The organism is Trichocoleus desertorum AS-A10, from assembly GCF_039962155.1.
Lineage (GTDB): Bacteria > Cyanobacteriota > Cyanobacteriia > FACHB-46 > FACHB-46 > Trichocoleus.
Map to the genome: position 1 here is coordinate 50,745 of NZ_JAMPKN010000008.1, position 18,321 is coordinate 69,065.

The following is an 18,321-nucleotide window of genomic DNA, read 5'->3' on the forward strand; positions in this document are numbered from 1 at the left end:
GATGATTTAATTCAGAAAAAAATCAGAGAATCGTCCTAGATTCAACTCAACTGCTTTCAAAAGTTTTATGTCAAGCCCTATTGAATTTAATTTATTTGCTCCCTATAACGAAGGTGCTGCTTTAGTCGGGTCTTTTTCTGATTGGGAAGAGATCCCCATGCAAAAAGACAAAGATGGTTTTTTTCGCACCACTGTTGAACTCAAAGATGGCGTTTATCAATATAAATTCCGGGTGCAATCAAAAAGCTGGTTTTTTGAACCCGATCAGTGGGTAGATGTCAATGACCCTTACGCTACGGATATTGATAACCCTACTCAAAACGGTGTAGTGCGGATTAAAGATGGGGAAAGAATTGTCGATACTTACGTCTGGCAACATGACGACAAACCCTTGCCGCCCGACCATGAACTAGTGATTTATGAAATGCACGTGGGCGACTTTTCCGGTGGTGAAGACGATCCCCACGCTCGTGGCAAATACAAGCACGTGATTGAGAAGCTAGACTACCTGTGCGATCTAGGCATTAACGCGATCGAATTGATGCCCGTCAAAGAGTATCCAGGTGACCATAGCTGGGGCTACAACCCCCGTTATTTCTTCGCGACAGAATCTAGTTATGGCACCACCGAGGAGCTAAAGCGCCTGATCGATGAATGTCATGGCCGTGGCATTCGCGTGATCATGGATGGGATCTACAACCACTCCGAAGCTGAAAGCCCCCTGACTCAAATCGATCACGACTATTGGTATCACCACGAACCCCGTGACCCCGACAACAACTGGGGGCCAGAATTTAACTACGAGCACTACGACGAAAACCTAGACACCTATCCCGCTCGGCGCTTCGCTGGCGACACTGTGCGCTTCTGGACACAGGAATACCATATTGATGGCGTTCGCTACGATGCCGCTCGCCAAATCGCCAACTACGACTTTATGCACTGGCTGGTGCAAGAGGCGAAACAAGCCGCAGGTAGCAAACCGTTTTACAACATTGCAGAACATATTCCCGAAAACCCTAGCATCACCAACGTCGATGGCCCGATGGATGGCTGCTGGCACGATAGTTTCTACCACTGCGTTTTAGAGCATATTTGTGGCGATACTTTTGACCTGGAGCGGCTCAAAGATGTGATTGACGCTAGACGGCAAGGGTTCATGGGAGCCACCAACATCGTCAATTACCTCACCAACCATGACCACAACCACATCCTGGCTGAGTTGGGCGATCGCGAAATTTTCGATGAAGAAGCCTTCAAGCGCGCCAAACTAGGGGCAGTGCTGCTGATGACGGCAATGGGCGTGCCACTGGTTTGGATGGGTGAAGAGTTTGGTGAGTACAAATACAAAACCGTTGACCAAGCCAAGATCGAATGGCCCTTGCTAGGCAATGACTTGAATCGCAGCTTGTGGGATTACTACAAAGGCTTGATCCAACTCCGCAAGAGCAATCACGCCCTGTATACCGAGAATGTCGATTTCTTCCACGAGAACCCAGAGGCCAAAGTTCTAGCCTATACCCGCTGGAATGATGAAGGTTCTAGAGTAGTTGTCGTTGCCAACTTCTCAGACCAATTTTTGGCAGGCTACCAAGTGCCCAACTTCCCAGCCGATGGCACCTGGCACGAGTGGACTAGAGACTACGATGTAGAGTCGGGCGACCACAACCTCATCGTTGATTTGGGTAGCTACGAAGCTCAGGTGTTTGTTTGGCAATCCTAAGCTTTTGTTCAAAGCTCCTCTCCTCTTTGGAGAGGGGTTTGGGGAGAAGTCTGAGGTTTATTTATTCTGTGCTCCTTAGCAGTTTCACGCTTAATGTCCAGCATCCTTGTGGTAGGATGGTAGACTGCTGAACTTATGATTAGGAAGTAACTGCATCCATGGCCCTGCTGCAAGAGCGTAAGCACGAAATCATTTCTGACTACCAGGTTCACGAGACTGACACTGGTTCTGCTGATGTCCAAGTTGCCATGCTCACAGAGCGGATCAACAAACTGAGTGACCACCTGAAGACCAACAAAAAAGATCACGCCTCTCGTCGTGGTCTCTTGAAAATGATCGGTCATCGTAAGCAGTTACTCGCTTACATCCTGAAACAAGATCAGGGACGTTATAGAGCTTTGATCGGTCGGCTAGGCATTCGCGGTTAGAGGGTAAGCGGTTATGGCTCCTGAATCTGACGATCGAGCACGCCTACCTTTTGAACCTACTAAAAATCGTAAAAAAGCTGCCAAAACAGAAAGCTCTAAGCCTCAACCAGTTTTGAAGCAAGAGAGCCAACCTAAAGCCAGTACGCAAAAATCCTCTCAGCAGGAAATGGCGATTCCGGATGTAGTCAGCAAGCGTATGGCTCGTCGGATGGCTTTTTTCTGTGGTATCCCTACGAGTTTAGGGATGGCTACATTTTTTGCGGCTTATTGGGTTGTCAGCCACGACTGGATCAAACTGCCCAACGTAGTAGTCGTACTAGTGAGCATGGGCTTTTTTGGTCTAGGAGTTTTGGGACTGACCTACGGGGTGCTTTCAGCCTCTTGGGACGAAGAAGCACCAGGTAGCTTACTAGGAGCCTCAGAGTTTGCTATCAACTGGGGCCGCATGACCGGAGCGTGGCGCTCTGCGAAACAGCAAAAAGATTCGCCTTGAGTTTTTCGAGGCGAATTTTTCTTGGCGATCGCTTAATTCAATCCAGTCAGACCCACAAGCCATTCGGTTATCGCTATCCTGAAACATAGGATAGTTCGTTAAGTCTAATCGCTCTCTTCTAAGCATGAGGACTTCAGCATGATTGTGGTTATGAAGAGCGGCTCGCCGGAAGCCGAGGTTGCTCGTATTACCCAAGAACTCACAACTTGGGGTCTGACACCAGAAAAGATCGTTGGGAAACACAAAGTTGTCGTGGGTCTAGTGGGTGAAACAGTTGACTTAGACCCATTACAAATCCAAGAAATTAGCCCTTGGATTGAACAAGTTTTACGAGTCGAGCAACCGTTTAAGCGAGCTAGCCGCGAGTACCGCCACGGAGAAGCGAGCGATGTCGTCGTTTCTACACCGAATGGTACCGTCCACATTGGTGAACATCACCCGGTCGTGGTTGTGGCTGGCCCTTGCTCGGTTGAAAACGAAGAAATGATTGTGGAAACGGCGCGGCGAGTCAAAGTGGCAGGCGCACATTTTCTGCGGGGCGGTGCCTACAAACCTCGGACTTCACCCTATGCCTTCCAGGGTCACGGGGAAAGCGCTCTGAACCTGCTGGCCGCAGCTCGTGATGCCAGTGGCTTAGGAATTATCACCGAAGTCATGGACGCGGCTGATTTGGACAAAATTGCTGAAGTGGCAGATGTGGTGCAAGTCGGTGCCCGCAACATGCAAAACTTCTCGCTCTTAAAGAAAGTGGGGGCGCAAGATAAGCCTGTGCTGCTGAAGCGCGGCATGTCAGCCACGATCGAAGAATGGTTGATGGCAGCCGAGTACATTCTGGCAGCAGGCAACCCAAATGTAATTCTGTGTGAGCGTGGCATTCGCACGTTCGATCGCCAGTATGCCCGCAATACATTGGATCTTTCCGTGTTGCCTGTGCTGCGATCGCTCACCCACCTCCCGATCATGATTGACCCCAGCCACGGGACAGGTAGAGCTGAGTACGTCCCTGCAATGGCAATGGCGGCGATCGCAGGTGGCACTGACTCACTGATGATCGAAGTCCATCCCAATCCCAAAAAAGCCCTCTCCGATGGCCCTCAATCCCTTACGCCCGATCGCTTTGACCAATTGATGAAAGAGTTAGCAGTAGTGGGTAACGCTGTGAATCGTTGGCCTCAATCTGCAGCAGCGATCGTTTAAAGCTTACCGATTTTAACAAATAGAGGAGGAGAGCCAATTCAAGCCTTTTCTCCTTTTTTGAGGATACTCCGCACAAAAGCTCGTTTGAGTGTTTCGTCTTGCACAAAGATTGCCTTGTTTAAACCCGCAGAACTCTCCAGGATGTAAGCGGTCTCATCAAGAATGTGCTGTAAATATTCACGGGCTGACAGAGACATATTCAACTTCTTCTAGAATGCGCGGGCCAATGTAGGAGCTTAAAGACTCAACTGTAAGCAGGTCAACGGCTCGGCCAAAGAGGTCTTCTAGAAAAAAAGACAGGTGCATGAAGTTGTCGAATGTCTTTTGCTCTGGCTCAAAAACGACCAAAACATCAACATCACTTTGCTCGTGAATTGCAGTATCGCGCACGAAGGAACCAAAAATACCACAACGTTGAACACCAAAACGCCGTAATTCCTGTTGATGTTGCTTTAGAAGATCAAGTACTTGAGTTTTGGTCTGAACAGGCATTTTAACTGATACCTACTTAGGCTGCGATCGCTTGATTCAAGCTTTACAAATTAGAAACCCGTTGGATAAAAACAGCTGTTGACTAATGTAAGAACCAAATATATTAGCAACAAAGATGCATCAAGCAGGTACTTATATTTCGCTGCGATGAGGTAGTGAGACGACTTCTTCTAGAAGTATTTGTTCGTCCCGGTAAGACAACTTGTAGCAAATCTCTCGGCCTGGTGCAACGGCCCAAAAATATAAGGGTTTCGCAAAAGTGCAAAGCTCATATTTAGGATGATTTGACTTGCATTTGCAGTCACTTTTACTATGTTGGCCCTGCTGACAGCAATAATGAAAGTCTTCAATTAATTTTTCAAATTCTCGGCTATCTTTTTTCACCTCTCCACAGATCATAATGTTGCCAGCATGAGATTTTATGACTAGATCAACCCCACGAGCTAGCGCTCCAAAATCCTCTCTTCTCGCTTCTATCTGCACCTGGGATATGTCCCAGCCATATTTCAAGATTAATGCTGATGCAGCTGAAAGTTGACTAATACCCTCCCGAAATAAAGCCCGTGTCCTACGACCCTTATAAGCAAAATGCCAGAATAGTTGAAAACCTTTTTGTTGCCCTTTGCTTTCACTTGCTGTCAGTAGAAGGGAACTTTGAGCATAGCCTCCCTCATCAATACTAAAGAGTTGTGCTTCTAGCCCTAAGATAAAATATTTTGCTTCATCGCTGTCTAGGGCAGGATCGATACGCAAAGCAGGTTTATCATCTGCTACAGACTCATGAACTGGAAGATTGACATACTTCTCTGCTAGATATTCTTCTAACTCGTATATCCAATTTCTCTGCATATTAATTGTGTTGAAAAATTACTGATGAGTTCTTAGAAAACTCACTTTACAATAGTATCAAAATTCATTTGTCTGTCATTAGTAAGTCAAAAATTGTTCGTTGAAGATTTTCATTTATTCAATCTTTGTGAAACTTTGGTAAAAGAGTAGTAGAAAGCATACTCTTGCCTGGAAAGATTTATGGTCAGATAGTGCAGCTCAAACTTAGAGGTGATTTCAAACTTAGAGGTGATAGCGCGATCGCCCCTCTCTCAGCCCTCTCACCACTTCTCTAGTTATATTTTCTGAGGGAAAGCTTATGTTATGGGTAAATTTCTTGGTAGGAAAGATAACCTAGGGATGTAGCCTTCAGACTGGCTGAGTCATGACCACAAACCTGACCGGGATTACGCTGCGGCAAGCCGAAGAAACCGACCTACCTCAAGTCGTCAACTTAGACCGTTTAGCCTTTGCGCCCTTGCGATCGCCTGCCGAGATTGAACGCGATTGGTATGGTCAAGGGCTGAACCTACCGGGTCGCCAGCACATGCTTGCCGTGGATGACTTAACTGGGCAGGCTGTTGCGACCTATGCTCAGCTTGACCTCAGCGTCGTGCTGGAAGGGCAAGGGTTTACCACTGCGGGAGTAGCTGGGGTGGCGGTAGCTCCAGAGCGACGGGGCCAGCGAATTGCGCGGTTTATGTTGGAGCAAGGGGTACAAGAATGGCGATCGCAGCAGATTCCCCTAGCGATGCTTTACCCCTTTCAGCACGGCTTCTATCGGCAATTGGGTTGGGCTTGGGTGGGGCGGCTGCACCAATATACTGTGGCAGCAAAGCATCTGCCGCTGTATCCAGAGCGGTTTGGTATGGTGCCCTACGACCCGAAACACCATCAACCAGCCCTGCAAGACGCATATCAACGCTCAGCTTTGCGGCGGAATGGGTGGTTGCAGCGGCAAGAGCTACAGTGGCAACCTCGCCTAAAGCCAGAACCCGGAAAAGAAATCTACTGTTATCAAGAAGCAGGCAAGCTGCTCGGCTACATCATTCTGCAATATGCGGCTGCGGATTCTCTTCCCAGTACGCTCTCTGTGGTGGTGCAAGAATGGGTGGCGCTAAACGCTGATGCTTACCGCGGCATTTTAGGTTTTCTCTCGGCGTTGCGGGACCAAGTGCACACCGTAGTTTGGAACACTTACCCAGAAGACCCGTTTCCCTATTTAGTGCGGGAACAGCACCGAGTTTTAGAGGTGAACCAAGCTCCCCGCCTCTATGGCTTTACCCATCGCTTCGGCGAGATTGGCGGTGGCTTTATGTGGCGCTTAGTGGATTTGACTACTGCCTTTCGACTCCGCCCAGTCAAGCAGGGTTCTCCCTTTATCTTGACTTTCCAAGTCAGCGATCCAATCCTGGGCGACCAGACGATTACCGCCAACTTTACGGCAGAACGCATGCATCCCGTAGCTCAGCCTGTGCCAGCGGTGTTGAAAACCTCTGTGGAACACTTGACCGAGTTGTTTTGTGGCTTGCGACGGGCGACAGAAATGGTTTGGACGCGAGAAATTGAATACGAAGGCGATCGCGCTTTGCTGCAAAAGTTGGATGCCGCTTGGCAATGCACGCCTCCCTTCTGCTGGGACTACTTCTAACCCAGCGTTATTAAGCGTCTTCTTCTGACTCGTCCACAGCATTAGCAGCTTGGAAGGCATTCAAATTCTTGAGTTGCTGATCGACACTTTGTAGAAGCTGATTCAGAGCAGGCAAAGCGTCTAGGGGCGTACCATTCAAGCTCAAATCCGTTTGGGTGCGATCGCGAATTTCATCCAACTTGCGCTGCAATTGCTGAGCAATACCCAAAGCATCTCGGCTGAGGTTAGCTAATTGCTGCTGCTGATAAAACTTTAAGGCTGCCCCTCGTAAAACCTGTAGTGTGGCTTCTTCTCCATAGGTACCAGGCATAACCCGAAACCGTAACAGGAGGCGAGACTCTTGATACAGGCGCTCAACTTCTTCCTGCCTCGGCTTCTCGACAGGAATCATGGGCAGGTTTGTCAGTCGCTTCAGTTCGTTGATCACACCTTGGAAGACAGCAGCAGGCAAATTTTCTAAAACGGATTGCAGAACCCCATTTTGGCTCCACAGAATCCGTCCCTGATGCTGCTGTCGCTCAAAATAAAGCCGACCAATTCCACCCACCAAAACTCGCCCTAGCAGTTCATCCAGCAAATTCTTGGGCGGCAGGGCGGTGAGTACCTCAATCGAGCTAGATAAATGTTGTGGGTGCACGTCTAAGACTGGCAGCGCTGGAACAGCAGACGTTGGAGGCACCTCTGGAGGCGCAGAAATCTCTGAGGCAGGGCTCGGCTTGGTAGAATTAGCGACTGGTTTGGTAGACGCAGGTTTGCTAGGGCTAGGAGATGTGGCGGCTGGTGCCATGAACTCAGTTTCGTCTGTTTTGAGTCCAGGAATCTCTAGCCTTTCGGGGCTGTCCACCACTAGGGTTGGTTGGTTGTTGCGCTCTGACGGATCGGTGGGGCGAGGTTTGGAGGTGGAGCTAGGCGTAGAAGGTTGAGCGAGCCTAGGAGCCGCTTTCTGCGACTTCTGCTTTTGCTGGTCTGCGTGGCTGAGATAAGCAGAGAGCATTTTCTGATGAGTTTCTGAGGAGATGGAGCGAGGGACCAATGAGCAGTTGATATAAGCCAAAATCCTGCGGACATAGTCTAAAGCGGCTGTATCCTCTAAATTCACCATGCCTAAGTTCATGCGGCTCCCTTCTACGGATAAAGGCAGCACTTGGTGATAGAGACAAGCCTCAAACGGGAGCAGGCTATCAATCAACTGAAACATTTGCGCGGAGTCCAGCCAAGCCATACCGTCGCTTTGAGTTGACGATAAAGAGGGATGATTACCAGGGCTGGTGTCCTGACGCCCGCCGCGATCGCCTAAGGGAGACGCCATAGAAACTCATTAAACTTGATTACCTACTATCCTAATCGGGCCAGTCATTAAAATCCCGGATTAAGCTCAGCAGATTCAACCAGATTGTGTAAAGAACTTCAGCAGTTACCGCAGTTATTTCAAGAGGCACTACGGAGTTCTTGAGCCGCCAGATAAAGCTTGCTCCATTCCCCCATGACTTGATTGGTCTTCAAGTTCAAGTCACCTGCGATCGCTTCTAGGGTGCAGCCTTCCCGAAGACGGTCTAACAGCTGGCGTTGCTCTGGAGTGAGTTTATCGACATATTGCTGCCACTGCTCCGGCGTTAAACCCAGGCTGTGTTCTTGCAGCGAAGTCTCTAGCCAATTCGCCACTAATTCCGGTTCATTTTTCAGCGCGAAAACCCGAATCGCGTGATAGCTGATTTTCTCTCGCAATCGATAAACTTGCTTGATCGGCAGATCTAGGGTTCGAGCGATCGCTTCTTGCGAGTGGCCTTGGAGATAAAGTTGTAGCCAACGGGCTGCATCTGGCTCTACTTTTTCTGCCAGGTATTGCTCAAACGATTGCTTCACGGCAGTTCGAGCCATCTGCTGTTCTTCCCAAGCTTGTTCGTCTTGGTACTGAGAAACGGCCTGATTGTCGAGCAAGCTGACGGGGTTTTCGGCTTCATCGGGGGTGATTTCTTCCGAAACTAGCCGCACTAAATCGCCACTGGGAACTTGAGTCATGCCACCGCGTTGAGAGCGGCGCAAGTAATTAACAAAGCGATAGACGAGCAACGGTTGATTGCGGATGGGTCGGAGGCAGTACTCCTCAACACTCGCTAGGAGCAAGTTATTCCGCATCCGAGAGTCTGAGGTGCACTGAGCAATCCAAGTGACTTGCTGTTGCATGTAGCCATCACTTTGCAACAGTTCCTGAATCACTTCCTGCAACACATCCACAACAGAGCGTTGGCGATCGCGGCTGAGTGCGACCCAAGTCTTAATCTTGTTACGAATGAGAAATAAGCTGCTAAGGCGCTGAATTAGCTTACGGTAAGCCCGCTCTGGCCCTACACCCAGATAGCGCTGCTGCAAAATGCGATAGCGATAATCCATTGCTTGCTGAACAATCGCGAGCTGGTCAGAAGTTAACGTGTCAAAACGCGCTAAATCCTCTCCCATCAGCCAACGGATAATACTTTCCCGATGCGCTACAGATTGCTCTGAGCAGTCTGTTTCAAGTTGCGATCGCCAGTCGTTTGCCAGTTTGTCTGCCAGTCTCATTGGAGTTGCGATCCTTTTAGTCCCTACCTATAGAGTTTGTGGCCAACCCTTCCGCTTGGCCCTCACCCACATGGGTAAAAATATCGCTTACTAATACGTAAATTTACGTTACTTAAGCTCAAGTGTCGGGGCATCGTTAACTTTATGTCTGCCATTAGTGTTGGTTTACACCTCGAAGCCTGTACCAGACTCCGTACCAGACAACCAGTTTTCGTGATTGCTCTGGATGACTATAGCAATCCCAAATGAGGATGACTAGCCGCAGGCAGTAGCTCCGAGAGCGGCTGATAGTAGCCTAATAGTCACTATTATCGCTGCTGTCATCAATTGAAATAACCAAACGTTCCAATGCCTCAGTAAGGTGATTCAATCGCTCCAGGGAATGGTTTTGAGTTTCAGCCAACGTCTGCACAGCATCGCTCAAAGCAAAGATTTGGTATCCCTGTTGCTGCACCTGTTGAGATTGTTGTTGTACCTGAACTGCTAAAGCATCTACCCGCTCCGCCAAGCGGTCAATCGTCTCGGTGGTCACTAGTACAGCTTCACCAATTTGCTGAATAATCGATTCTAAGCGGCTTACTCTTACTTCCACGCCTCAGAGTCCTTATCATCAGATTGCAGTTTGAGCCAAAACCTAGTTTCCTAGGCCTGAGTTAGCGTTTGCACCCTAAAGTCGTAAACTCTTAGCTGTTAGTTGTCAAGGCATCACTGCTCTCTGAAGCTAGCTTTTCGGGCTGTAAAGCCATATTCCAGAGTACAAAGGTGCCAAGCTAGTACCGATGATTTGACTCAGCTAAGACATGAATAATCATCTGTTGTAGCATCTTCTCCGGATTAACCTGCCAGGTTTGCAAATCTACTCAATTTAATCCCTGAGCGGCCCTTACTTAATAGCCAACACAAATTGCATTAGCTCAGCATAGTGACCTGAAGGTATTTGGCTCGATAAAAGTTTTACGCAGGTCCATGATGGCTGACCCAGAAGGAAGGGGTAAGCTCAAACGAGTCGAATTTAAGTCTTGTGTTAGGTAAATCTTTTGGATAGAGATCGCCGAGCTTCGGCTGTTTGAGGCCACCAAATTGAGGGATTCAAAATTCAGAAGATCAAGACAGGCTGGTCAAGCAGCTAACTTAGGGTTTCAACTATCAGCAATGCTGCTTACGCGCGTTAGGCTGAAATTCCAAAGCAGCTTCATCGAATCTTTATAAAACCGCAGGGTTATGAACCAGGCAATGAAGATTTGGACAAGCCTTGTGGAGAGGGCTATCACTGTTAATCGAGTCCCGTCTATATATTAGTGGTGCGTACGTGCTTCTACGGTCCTATAGTGACAGGCTTGTCATGACGACGCATTCTGTATTGTCTCCGATATCTAGCCCCTTCACTGTACCGGAATCTGTCTTTCAGGTTCCTCATCCATCAACCTGCTCTGTAGCGAAACGGTTGCTTGACATTTTCGGCAGTGTAATCGGCCTATTGATTCTGGCGCTCGTGTTCGTCCCTGTGGCGATCGCGATCAAGCTAGATAGCCCTGGCCCAATTTTCTATAAGCAAAAGCGTTACGGCCTACATGGTCGCCCCTTTGAAATTCGCAAATTCCGCTCTATGGTGGAAAATGCCGAAGCTCTCAAGGCGCTGATTCCCAATGAAGCCCAAGGCTTAATCTTCAAGAACCGCGAAGATCCTCGCGTCACTCAAGTCGGTCGTTTTTTGAGACGCACTAGCCTTGATGAATTTCCCCAATTCTGGAATGTGCTGAGCGGGGAAATGAGTCTGGTCGGCACTCGCCCTCCGACTGGTGATGAAGTTGTTCACTATGATGAGCACCATTGGCAGCGCTTGTGTGTAAAGCCCGGTATTACGGGAGAATGGCAAGTGAATGGTCGTTCTTCAGTCAAGGACTTCGAGAAGATTGTTGAGCTAGATTTGCGCTACCAAACCCATTGGACTCCTCTGTACGATTTGACAATCATCTTCAAAACAGTATTTGTGATTTTTGCCAAAACTGGGGCCTACTAACCCACGACCTCAGCCGCGATCGCCTCACTTTCAAGGCTGAAAAAAGACAGCATGCTCTAGTTCCACCACTCTGTCCTTAACCCGGCAGGGTGGTTTTTTGTAGCGGGGCAGTGGAGCTTCAGAGCCACAAATAGCGGGCTGGAAAACAGATTGATGATGCTTTGTTGTCCTCACTTCATGCTAGCGTTAGCCCAACTACGGGAGAGTTGCTTGAACATTCACAAATGCAAACTAATGGGCCCAGACAAGAACTGACCTGCCGAGCAATGTCATTAGTACCGCCAGTAAAGCAAAACTCCCTAGTTGGTGATGTGAGGAAGTGCCGCAATGTTTGAACTATTAACCTTAGTTCTGCTGTGGCTGCTAGTCGGCATAATTATCTGGTACGTCCTACAGAAGCTGATTCCGAAGGAGTACTACACTTGGCTCGGTGCCTTTGTGATGGTGTTATTCATCATTCTGGCCTTCCTAACGCCAACCAGCCGAGTTGTCTCCACAGTTTGGAGCGTGTTATCGCTGCCCTTCAAGCCCCTTGGCCTATCCTTGTTACTGCTGGCTGCTGCTGCCGCCAAGATGGACAAGGGTGGGCTGAAAAAGCCGGGGGGTACTTTGGTGATCGCTGCCCTGTTAATTTTGCTAATTTCTAGTACTCCCTTTGTGGCCTATGCGCTGGCCCAAAAAACCGAGCAGGCCGCCATTCAGTTCGATCAGCAACGGCGGGAACTTTGTGACCTCCAGTGCCCGACGACGCTGACCCCTCCAGAAGGACAAACAGCGGCAGCGATCGTGGTGTTGGGATGGGGAACCACGCAGGCAAATCTACCCTATCGGCGACAGATTCAGCTGACGGATACGGGCGATCGCATTATTTACGCCGCCCAACTGTATCAGGACCAACTACGGCTAGGGAATCGGCCTTTGGTGATCGTCAGTGCAGGCCCTAGGGGTGATTTGCAAGGCAAGCCTGAGGAAATCGTGGAAGCGAGGGACATTGAAACCTTACTGATCAATATGGGAGTGGCTAGAGACGACATTGTGGTGGAACCGACGGGCGTGGATGTACGGACTAGTGCTGTCGCCGTAGGACGAATCTTAATGGAGCGGCGTTTGGGCGATCGCGTGATCTTAGTTTCTTCTGCCACGAATACTAGGCGAGCCGCTTTAACCTTTGCCAGGGTAGGCATTCGAGTTATTCCTCGACCCACGAATTTTTATACCTTTGAGTCGGGTGGCAGTCTCAGGCGCAGATTACGGATTGCCGACTTTGTCCCCAGCGCTGACACTCTGGTGGTCACGACTCGCGTGATTGAGGAATATTTGCTCTCGGTGTACTACTTCTTACGCGGCTGGCTCGCACCTTTGGGCATTTAGCTTGGCTCGCAGGGGGGTTGCCTGCTGCTGAGGTAATTCGTTTAGGATGATCAAAAGGTTGCTGGATTTTTGCTCATGGCTCGCTCTCAGCTACGGAAACTTGCGGCTTACTTACAACCCCACTGGAAAACTACTGTTTTAGGCGTTTTATCGCTGCTGATCGTCAATTTAGTTGGGGTTTATATCCCGCTGGTCATCCGCGACGCTGTTGACGACCTTCAAGTCACCTTCAGCTTCGACCAAGTTTTGTACTATGTAGGGCTGATTTTGGCCCTAGCGTCGGTCATGTGGGGAATTCGCATGGCCTCTCGGATTTTGCTCTTTGGCACCGGGAGGCAGGTCGAATTTGACTTGAAGCAGAAGATCTTCAATCATTTGCTAACCCTAGAGCCGTTTTACTTCTCACTCAACACTGCTGGGGATCTCATTAGCCGCGCCACGAGTGATGTAGACAATATTCGGCGGTTGGTGGGGTTTGCTGTGCTCAGTTTGGCAAATACCGTCTTTGCCTATACTTTGACCTTGCCCGTCATGCTGACGATTGACTGGAAGCTGAGCTTATTGGCGATCGCACCTTACCCATTCATGTTGATGTTGGTGCGCTTGTTTAGCGATCGCCTCCGCAATGAGCAGCTAGAGGTGCAAGAAGAACTGTCTAAAATGAGCGATCTGATTCAAGAAGACATGAGCGGCATCGCCCTGATCAAGATCTACGCTCAAGAGGAAAACGAGCGGCGAGCCTTCCGACAACTGAATCAGCAACTGCTCAAGGCCAACCTAAAGCTAGCTAGAACCCGTAATACCTTGTTTCCGCTGCTGATCGGCATTGCCAGCCTCAGCATTTTGGTGCTGTTGTGGCAGGGAGCTAGAGCGATCGCCACAGGAGCGCTGAGTGTCGGTGACTTTATCGCCTTGCTCCTATATGTCGAACGCCTGATCTTCCCCACGGCACTGCTCGGCTTCACGATTACAGCCTATCAACGGGGTGAAGTCAGTATCGATCGCGTCGAGTCAATTTTGACGGTGGAACCGAAGATCAAAAACGAGCCCGATGTGGTGCCGTTAGCTCTAGCAGAGGTCAAAGGTCGCCTCAGCGCCCGTGATCTCAGCTTTACCTATCCTGGCGCCGTCATACCAGCGCTGCAAAATGTCAGCTTCACAATCGAACCGGGAGAAACCGTCGCGATCGTAGGGCCAATTGGATCAGGTAAGTCCACCTTGGCAAATGCGATCCCCCGACTGCTGGATATTGCGTCAGAGCAACTGTTTGTCGATGACTACGACATTACTCAGTTGCGCTTGCAGGATTTGCGATCTGCGATCGCGTACGTGCCACAAGACAGTTTCCTTTTCAGCACCACAGTCAAGAACAATATCCGCTACGGCGACCCTCTAGCAGAACAGCCAGAGGTAGAGTACGCGTCCAAACAAGCTCAAATTCACCAAGAAATTCTCAATTTCCCGCACCAGTACGAAACAGTGGTAGGTGAACGAGGGATTACCTTGTCGGGTGGGCAGCGCCAGCGCAGCGCCTTGGGCCGAGCTTTGTTGGTTGATGCGCCCATTTTGATTTTGGACGACGCCCTCTCTAGCGTGGACAACCAAACCGCCACCCAAATTCTGAAAAATTTGTCGGAAGGTACACAACGTAAAACGGTGCTGTTTATCTCTCACCAACTCGCCGCTGCCGCCACAGCCGATCGCATTTTTGTCATGGAGCATGGGCAGATTGTGCAGACGGGCACCCATGATCAACTGCTCAAGCAGCCTGGACTATACCAAACGCTATGGAGCCAGCATGCCTTAGAAGAAATGCTGCGCTAGGAACCAAAATCTGGGGTTGCAGTTTTGCGGCACAAACCTTTATGTCAATAAACAGTGATATGATTGCCCTACTCATGCGGTTCTAGTGAGGAACAGTCACTAGAGGTAACGGGGAAAGTTCGGTGCAAATCCGACGCTGTCCCGCAACTGTGAAGGAATTTTTTGCTCAGCTAAGTAAAAATTTCCTAGCCAGGATGCCCGCCGATGGGAAGTTCTATAGCTCTAAAGTGCGAGGTACACCATGAGAACTGCATCCCTGACTTCTGGCTCTCTACAGCAACAGGCTGTCCGTTGGACGCTTTCGGTGCCTGTGCAAGCCACCTTATTTACTTCCTTGTGTGCGTTGACGCTCTGGACGGTTTACTTCTCAAGCTATCCTGCCGCCCACAACCAAATGCACTCGCTACGCCACCACACCTTGAGTGTTAGCTGCCACTAGAATTTCGTGCTCCGTCAGAATTCTTACTCGTCAGCATCCTCAAGGGCTTTAAGTCGCAATGGCAAAAATTAAACTTGTTTCGCTCCTCAGCTTATTAGGGCTGCTAGGAGCTTTAAGCTATGGTGCAGTTGGGCGATCGCAACTACCACAGCCATCGGTGAAGCTGGCAACTGAACCATCTACCAGTCAGTTACTACCCTTTGAGGCCGATGCCGCGCAGCCCCAAAATCCAGTGCAAATGACGCTACAAGCGCTGGATGCAACCGGGAAGCCACTGCAAAATGCCAACATTCATGTCAAACTGCTAACCCCGCCTACCAATCCTTGGTTGCCCACCGACTTTCCCATCGTTGAGGGCACCAAGCTACTGGATTTGGCGGCGATCGCCGCTAACGGTCAACTGCAATTTCAGCAAATGCTCCCGATTCGCGGTGACTACCAACTCCAAGTTGAAGTTACACCAACCGTTGCTAATGCCTTTGCACCTTTCCAGCAAACCTTAACTTTGTCCGTCCCCGAAAATTCAATTAAATATCGCAACTTCGCCATCCTAGCCGTGATTTTGGTGGCAGTAGGTTTCGGCGGCGGTTGGGTGATTGGTGGCAAGCAAGAGTTGCAACCTGGAGAAATTGCCCCCCAGCGAGTTCGGCTGTTGCTGAGCGGAGCCATTGTGGTCGCGATCGCTGCTCTGCTAGTCGTCAACATTAGTGCTGAACTGTCTCACTCCCATGAGCACTCTCACGAACATGAGCATGGAGATAAGGCGATCGCCGCTTTGCCGTCTAGTACGAACACGCAAGGTTTAGAGGTGAAGCTGTTAGGGCATCACCATGCCACGGTAGGCGAACCTGCTGAGTTGGTTGTACAGGCGATCGATGTGAAAACGGGTCAACCAGCAACTGATGTGGTGTTTGACATCAAAGCCAAATCTTTAGAAGCAGGCTGGGTTGCATTTACTCACCAAGCAACACCCAATAACCAAGGTGAATTTGCTTGGCAACAACAGTTTTTTGATGGCGCACCCCATCAAGTGGAAGTTGAAGTCACACCCAAACCCGGTGCGGCTCGTCAATTTTCATCCTTCAAAGTGGCTCAAGAGATTGAAGTTGAGGCCGTAGAGCCACCGTTGCGATCGCGCCTCCTTTCCCTTGGCTATTTTGTGAGCATTTTGCTGGTGGGCTTGGGTCTTGGTTTATGGGTGCAACAACGGCGACAACCGCGATCGCTCCTTGACAGCAAGGCGTTAAATTAGACATAATGGCAAATTGTCTGTCTATTCCTGCTCGGACCAGGTGAAGGCATCACAAAAAGCTGGCATGCTGATTGTGCAAAGCATTTCATAAAGAGCATTAGCCAGCTACCTGTACGGCAACTGTTAGGAGAATTTCATGGCTTACGCAATTATTGAGACGGGTGGTAAGCAACTGCGGGTAGAACCCGGTCGCTTTTATGATGTAGAGCGGATTGCGGGTGATGTCGATGCCGCTGTCACCATTGACAAAGTGCTATTTGTGCAAAACGACGGTGAAATTTCTGTTGGTCAGCCTTTAGTAGCAGGGGCAGCAGTTCAAGGTACCATCCTGCGCCAACTGCGAGGCCGTAAAATCATCGTGTACAAGATGCAGCCTAAGAAAAAAACCCGTAAGAAGCAGGGTCACCGTCAAGAATTAACCCGCTTGATGATCAACTCCATCAACCTGAATGGCACCGAGTTGGGTGCGGGCGAAGGCTAAGATCAAGTCAGGCAGCGTTGTCAACTTGCAAAACTTGTAGAGATCTCTGAGGGAACAATGGCTCATAAGAAAGGTACAGGTAGTACTCGTAACGGTCGCGACTCAAATGCTCAGCGCCTAGGCGTGAAGCGCTTCGGCGGTCAAGTGGTTCGCGCTGGCAACATCCTAGTACGTCAGCGTGGCACCAAGTTCCACCCTGGTAGCAACGTCGGTCGTGGCAGCGATGACACTCTCTTCGCTCTCGTTGATGGTGTTGTCACCTTCGAAAGAAAAGGTAAGAGCGGCAAGAAAGTCAGCGTTTATCCCGCTGCTGTTGAAGCTCCTGTTGCAGTTACTGCATAAGCTAAGGCGATCGCGATTTATTAAGATCGAAAATAGGGGCGCAGCATGCTGTGTCCTTATTTTTTTGTTTAAAAAATATCCAGAATTTTACAGAAAGTTACTGACCTGTAAGTGAGCAAGCAACAAGCCTTAAACTAATAAGCTGTTGAGAAATTCAAGAGTTAGCCAACCTTTCGTTACGAGGTTGCTAAGCCAGGTAAGTTTTTCTAAATTTTTTACCTTTAGTAGACGCTATGTTTCCGACCCATCGCCCTCGCCGCTTGCGTGCCAATCCTCAGCTTCGTCGGATGGTACGTGAAACCATTGTCACCACCAGCGATTTGATCTACCCGCTGTTTGCCGTTCCGGGAGAGGCGATCGCTCAGGAAGTTCGCTCCATGCCAGGCGTTTACCAACTCTCCATCGACAAAATTGTGGAGGAAGCCAAGGAAGTCTATGACTTGGGCATCCCGGCAATTATTCTGTTCGGCATTCCTGCCGACAAAGACACTGATGCAACCGGAGCTTGGCATGAGTGTGGTATGGTCCAAAAAGCGGCAACGGCGGTAAAAGAAGCAGTCCCTGACCTGATCGTCATTGTTGACACTTGCCTGTGCGAGTACACCTCTCATGGTCACTGCGGCTATTTGCAAGTCGGGGATTTGAGTGGACGGGTGCTGAATGATCCTACTTTAGAGCTGCTGAAGAAAACAGCGGTTTCCCAAGCGAAAGCAGGTGCTGACATCATCGCGCCTTCTGGAATGATGGATGGCTTTGTGCAAGCGATTCGTCAGGGCTTGGATGAAGCAGGTTTCCAAGATCTGCCGATTCTTTCCTACGCAGCCAAATATGCCTCTGCTTACTACGGCCCCTTCCGGGATGCGGCTGATTCTGCGCCTCAGTTTGGCGATCGCCGTACCTACCAAATGGACCCTGGCAATGCCCGTGAAGCGATCAAGGAAATTGAGCTGGACATTGCCGAAGGCGCGGACATGCTGATGGTGAAGCCTGCTCTGGCCTACATGGACATCATCTGGCGCGTTAAAGAAGCAAGCAACTTGCCTGTCGCAGCTTATAACGTATCCGGCGAATATTCGATGGTGAAGGCCGCAGCGCTCAACGGCTGGATCGATGAAGAAAAAGTCGTGATGGAAACCATGACCAGCTTCAAGCGCGCGGGTGCTGACCTGATCCTCACCTACCACGCTAAAGATATTGCCCGTTGGTTGGGTGCTTAACCTC

General features: G+C 49.6%; 19 protein-coding genes and 1 riboswitch. Of the genes, 13 read left to right on the top strand and 6 right to left on the bottom strand.

Annotated elements, in window-relative coordinates:
• Positions 1-67 precede the first annotated feature (67 nt).
• The 4 genes from NDA01_RS13090 (at position 68) to aroF (ending at position 3,841) form a co-directional block, all read left to right on the top strand.
• Complete coding sequence (locus tag NDA01_RS13090; RefSeq protein WP_348228280.1) at positions 68-1,723, top strand: alpha-amylase family glycosyl hydrolase; 1,656 nt, start codon at positions 68-70, stop codon at positions 1,721-1,723.
• 158 nt (positions 1,724-1,881) lie between these two features.
• The gene (rpsO, locus tag NDA01_RS13095; RefSeq protein WP_190434841.1) at positions 1,882-2,151 is read left to right on the top strand and encodes a 30S ribosomal protein S15; all 270 of its coding nucleotides are present in this window, start codon (positions 1,882-1,884) and stop codon (positions 2,149-2,151) included.
• A gap of 13 nt (positions 2,152-2,164) precedes the next feature.
• Entirely contained in the window at positions 2,165-2,644 is a 480-nt protein-coding gene (locus tag NDA01_RS13100) for a PAM68 family protein (protein ID WP_348228281.1), read from the top strand.
• Positions 2,645-2,782: 138 nt separating this feature from the next.
• Positions 2,783-3,841: a 3-deoxy-7-phosphoheptulonate synthase gene (gene aroF, locus NDA01_RS13105; protein ID WP_348228282.1), complete on the top strand. Its 1,059-nt coding sequence runs from the start codon at positions 2,783-2,785 to the stop codon at positions 3,839-3,841.
• Positions 3,842-3,879: 38 nt separating this feature from the next.
• Here aroF and NDA01_RS13110 read toward each other — a convergent pair whose 3' ends face one another.
• The 3 genes from NDA01_RS13110 to NDA01_RS13120 all read right to left on the bottom strand — a co-directional run bounded on the left by NDA01_RS13110 (position 3,880) and on the right by NDA01_RS13120 (position 5,182).
• Complete coding sequence (locus tag NDA01_RS13110) at positions 3,880-4,038, bottom strand: ribonuclease HepT family protein (protein ID WP_348228283.1); 159 nt, start codon at positions 4,036-4,038, stop codon at positions 3,880-3,882.
• Positions 4,019-4,333: a nucleotidyltransferase family protein gene (locus tag NDA01_RS13115; RefSeq protein ID WP_348228284.1), complete on the bottom strand. Its 315-nt coding sequence runs from the start codon at positions 4,331-4,333 to the stop codon at positions 4,019-4,021. The genes NDA01_RS13110 and NDA01_RS13115 overlap by 20 nt, the downstream gene beginning before the upstream one ends.
• A 132-nt stretch (positions 4,334-4,465) precedes the next feature.
• Positions 4,466-5,182, bottom strand: a complete 717-nt coding sequence (locus tag NDA01_RS13120) for a hypothetical protein (protein WP_348228285.1) — start codon at positions 5,180-5,182, stop codon at positions 4,466-4,468.
• A 364-nt stretch (positions 5,183-5,546) separates the two neighbouring features.
• Here NDA01_RS13120 and NDA01_RS13125 point away from each other — a divergent pair, with 364 nt between their 5' ends.
• Entirely contained in the window at positions 5,547-6,812 is a 1,266-nt protein-coding gene (locus NDA01_RS13125; RefSeq protein WP_348228286.1) for a GNAT family N-acetyltransferase, read from the top strand.
• 10 nt (positions 6,813-6,822) lie between these two features.
• Here NDA01_RS13125 and NDA01_RS13130 read toward each other — a convergent pair whose 3' ends face one another.
• From NDA01_RS13130 to NDA01_RS13140, 3 genes are all read right to left on the bottom strand, one after another.
• Positions 6,823-8,121, bottom strand: coding sequence for an ATPase, T2SS/T4P/T4SS family (locus NDA01_RS13130; protein WP_348228287.1), 1,299 nt, complete (start codon positions 8,119-8,121; stop codon positions 6,823-6,825).
• 119 nt (positions 8,122-8,240) lie between these two features.
• Positions 8,241-9,371, bottom strand: coding sequence for a HetZ-related protein 2 (locus NDA01_RS13135; RefSeq protein ID WP_190434862.1), 1,131 nt, complete (start codon positions 9,369-9,371; stop codon positions 8,241-8,243).
• Between the two features lie 295 nt (positions 9,372-9,666).
• Positions 9,667-9,963, bottom strand: a complete 297-nt coding sequence (locus tag NDA01_RS13140; protein ID WP_190434866.1) for a hypothetical protein — start codon at positions 9,961-9,963, stop codon at positions 9,667-9,669.
• A 750-nt stretch (positions 9,964-10,713) separates the two neighbouring features.
• Between NDA01_RS13140 and NDA01_RS13145 the strand changes: the two genes are divergently transcribed.
• The 8 genes from NDA01_RS13145 (at position 10,714) to hemB (ending at position 18,317) form a co-directional block, all read left to right on the top strand.
• Positions 10,714-11,391, top strand: a complete 678-nt coding sequence (locus NDA01_RS13145) for a sugar transferase (protein WP_190434869.1) — start codon at positions 10,714-10,716, stop codon at positions 11,389-11,391.
• Between the two features lie 327 nt (positions 11,392-11,718).
• Entirely contained in the window at positions 11,719-12,762 is a 1,044-nt protein-coding gene (locus NDA01_RS13150; RefSeq protein WP_190553579.1) for a YdcF family protein, read from the top strand.
• Positions 12,763-12,837: 75 nt separating this feature from the next.
• Positions 12,838-14,586 carry an ABC transporter ATP-binding protein gene (locus NDA01_RS13155; protein WP_348228288.1) on the top strand — a complete coding sequence of 583 codons (1,749 nt, stop codon included), beginning with the start codon at positions 12,838-12,840 and terminating at the stop codon, positions 14,584-14,586.
• A 60-nt stretch (positions 14,587-14,646) separates the two neighbouring features.
• Positions 14,647-14,805, top strand: a riboswitch (cobalamin riboswitch).
• A 22-nt stretch (positions 14,806-14,827) separates the two neighbouring features.
• Positions 14,828-15,025 carry a CbtB domain-containing protein gene (locus tag NDA01_RS13160; protein WP_190434878.1) on the top strand — a complete coding sequence of 66 codons (198 nt, stop codon included), beginning with the start codon at positions 14,828-14,830 and terminating at the stop codon, positions 15,023-15,025.
• 58 nt (positions 15,026-15,083) lie between these two features.
• Positions 15,084-16,277 carry a hypothetical protein gene (locus NDA01_RS13165; RefSeq protein ID WP_348228289.1) on the top strand — a complete coding sequence of 398 codons (1,194 nt, stop codon included), beginning with the start codon at positions 15,084-15,086 and terminating at the stop codon, positions 16,275-16,277.
• 136 nt (positions 16,278-16,413) lie between these two features.
• Positions 16,414-16,758: a 50S ribosomal protein L21 gene (gene rplU, locus NDA01_RS13170; RefSeq protein ID WP_190434884.1), complete on the top strand. Its 345-nt coding sequence runs from the start codon at positions 16,414-16,416 to the stop codon at positions 16,756-16,758.
• A 57-nt stretch (positions 16,759-16,815) separates the two neighbouring features.
• Positions 16,816-17,100 (top strand): 50S ribosomal protein L27, encoded by a 285-nt coding sequence (gene rpmA, locus NDA01_RS13175; protein WP_190553582.1) that lies wholly within the window; start codon positions 16,816-16,818, stop codon positions 17,098-17,100.
• Between the two features lie 233 nt (positions 17,101-17,333).
• On the top strand, positions 17,334-18,317 hold the full coding sequence (gene hemB, locus NDA01_RS13180) for a porphobilinogen synthase (protein ID WP_190553583.1): 984 nt from the start codon (positions 17,334-17,336) through the stop codon (positions 18,315-18,317).
• Positions 18,318-18,321 lie beyond the last annotated feature (4 nt).

Excerpts from the sequence above, each read along its gene's own strand:
- NDA01_RS13090 (WP_348228280.1), top strand. The coding sequence starts at position 68 with ATGTCAAGCCCTATTGAATTTAATTTATTTGCTCCCTATAACGAAGGT.
- rpsO (WP_190434841.1), top strand. The coding sequence starts at position 1,882 with ATGGCCCTGCTGCAAGAGCGTAAGCACGAAATCATTTCTGACTACCAG.
- NDA01_RS13100 (WP_348228281.1), top strand. The coding sequence starts at position 2,165 with ATGGCTCCTGAATCTGACGATCGAGCACGCCTACCTTTTGAACCTACT.
- aroF (WP_348228282.1), top strand. The coding sequence starts at position 2,783 with ATGATTGTGGTTATGAAGAGCGGCTCGCCGGAAGCCGAGGTTGCTCGT.
- NDA01_RS13110 (WP_348228283.1), bottom strand. The coding sequence starts at position 4,038 with ATGTCTCTGTCAGCCCGTGAATATTTACAGCACATTCTTGATGAGACC.
- NDA01_RS13115 (WP_348228284.1), bottom strand. The coding sequence starts at position 4,333 with ATGCCTGTTCAGACCAAAACTCAAGTACTTGATCTTCTAAAGCAACAT.
- NDA01_RS13120 (WP_348228285.1), bottom strand. The coding sequence starts at position 5,182 with ATGCAGAGAAATTGGATATACGAGTTAGAAGAATATCTAGCAGAGAAG.
- NDA01_RS13125 (WP_348228286.1), top strand. The coding sequence starts at position 5,547 with ATGACCACAAACCTGACCGGGATTACGCTGCGGCAAGCCGAAGAAACC.
- NDA01_RS13130 (WP_348228287.1), bottom strand. The coding sequence starts at position 8,121 with ATGGCGTCTCCCTTAGGCGATCGCGGCGGGCGTCAGGACACCAGCCCT.
- NDA01_RS13135 (WP_190434862.1), bottom strand. The coding sequence starts at position 9,371 with ATGAGACTGGCAGACAAACTGGCAAACGACTGGCGATCGCAACTTGAA.
- NDA01_RS13145 (WP_190434869.1), top strand. The coding sequence starts at position 10,714 with ATGACGACGCATTCTGTATTGTCTCCGATATCTAGCCCCTTCACTGTA.
- NDA01_RS13150 (WP_190553579.1), top strand. The coding sequence starts at position 11,719 with ATGTTTGAACTATTAACCTTAGTTCTGCTGTGGCTGCTAGTCGGCATA.
- NDA01_RS13155 (WP_348228288.1), top strand. The coding sequence starts at position 12,838 with ATGGCTCGCTCTCAGCTACGGAAACTTGCGGCTTACTTACAACCCCAC.
- NDA01_RS13160 (WP_190434878.1), top strand. The coding sequence starts at position 14,828 with ATGAGAACTGCATCCCTGACTTCTGGCTCTCTACAGCAACAGGCTGTC.
- NDA01_RS13165 (WP_348228289.1), top strand. The coding sequence starts at position 15,084 with ATGGCAAAAATTAAACTTGTTTCGCTCCTCAGCTTATTAGGGCTGCTA.
- rplU (WP_190434884.1), top strand. The coding sequence starts at position 16,414 with ATGGCTTACGCAATTATTGAGACGGGTGGTAAGCAACTGCGGGTAGAA.
- rpmA (WP_190553582.1), top strand. The coding sequence starts at position 16,816 with ATGGCTCATAAGAAAGGTACAGGTAGTACTCGTAACGGTCGCGACTCA.
- hemB (WP_190553583.1), top strand. The coding sequence starts at position 17,334 with ATGTTTCCGACCCATCGCCCTCGCCGCTTGCGTGCCAATCCTCAGCTT.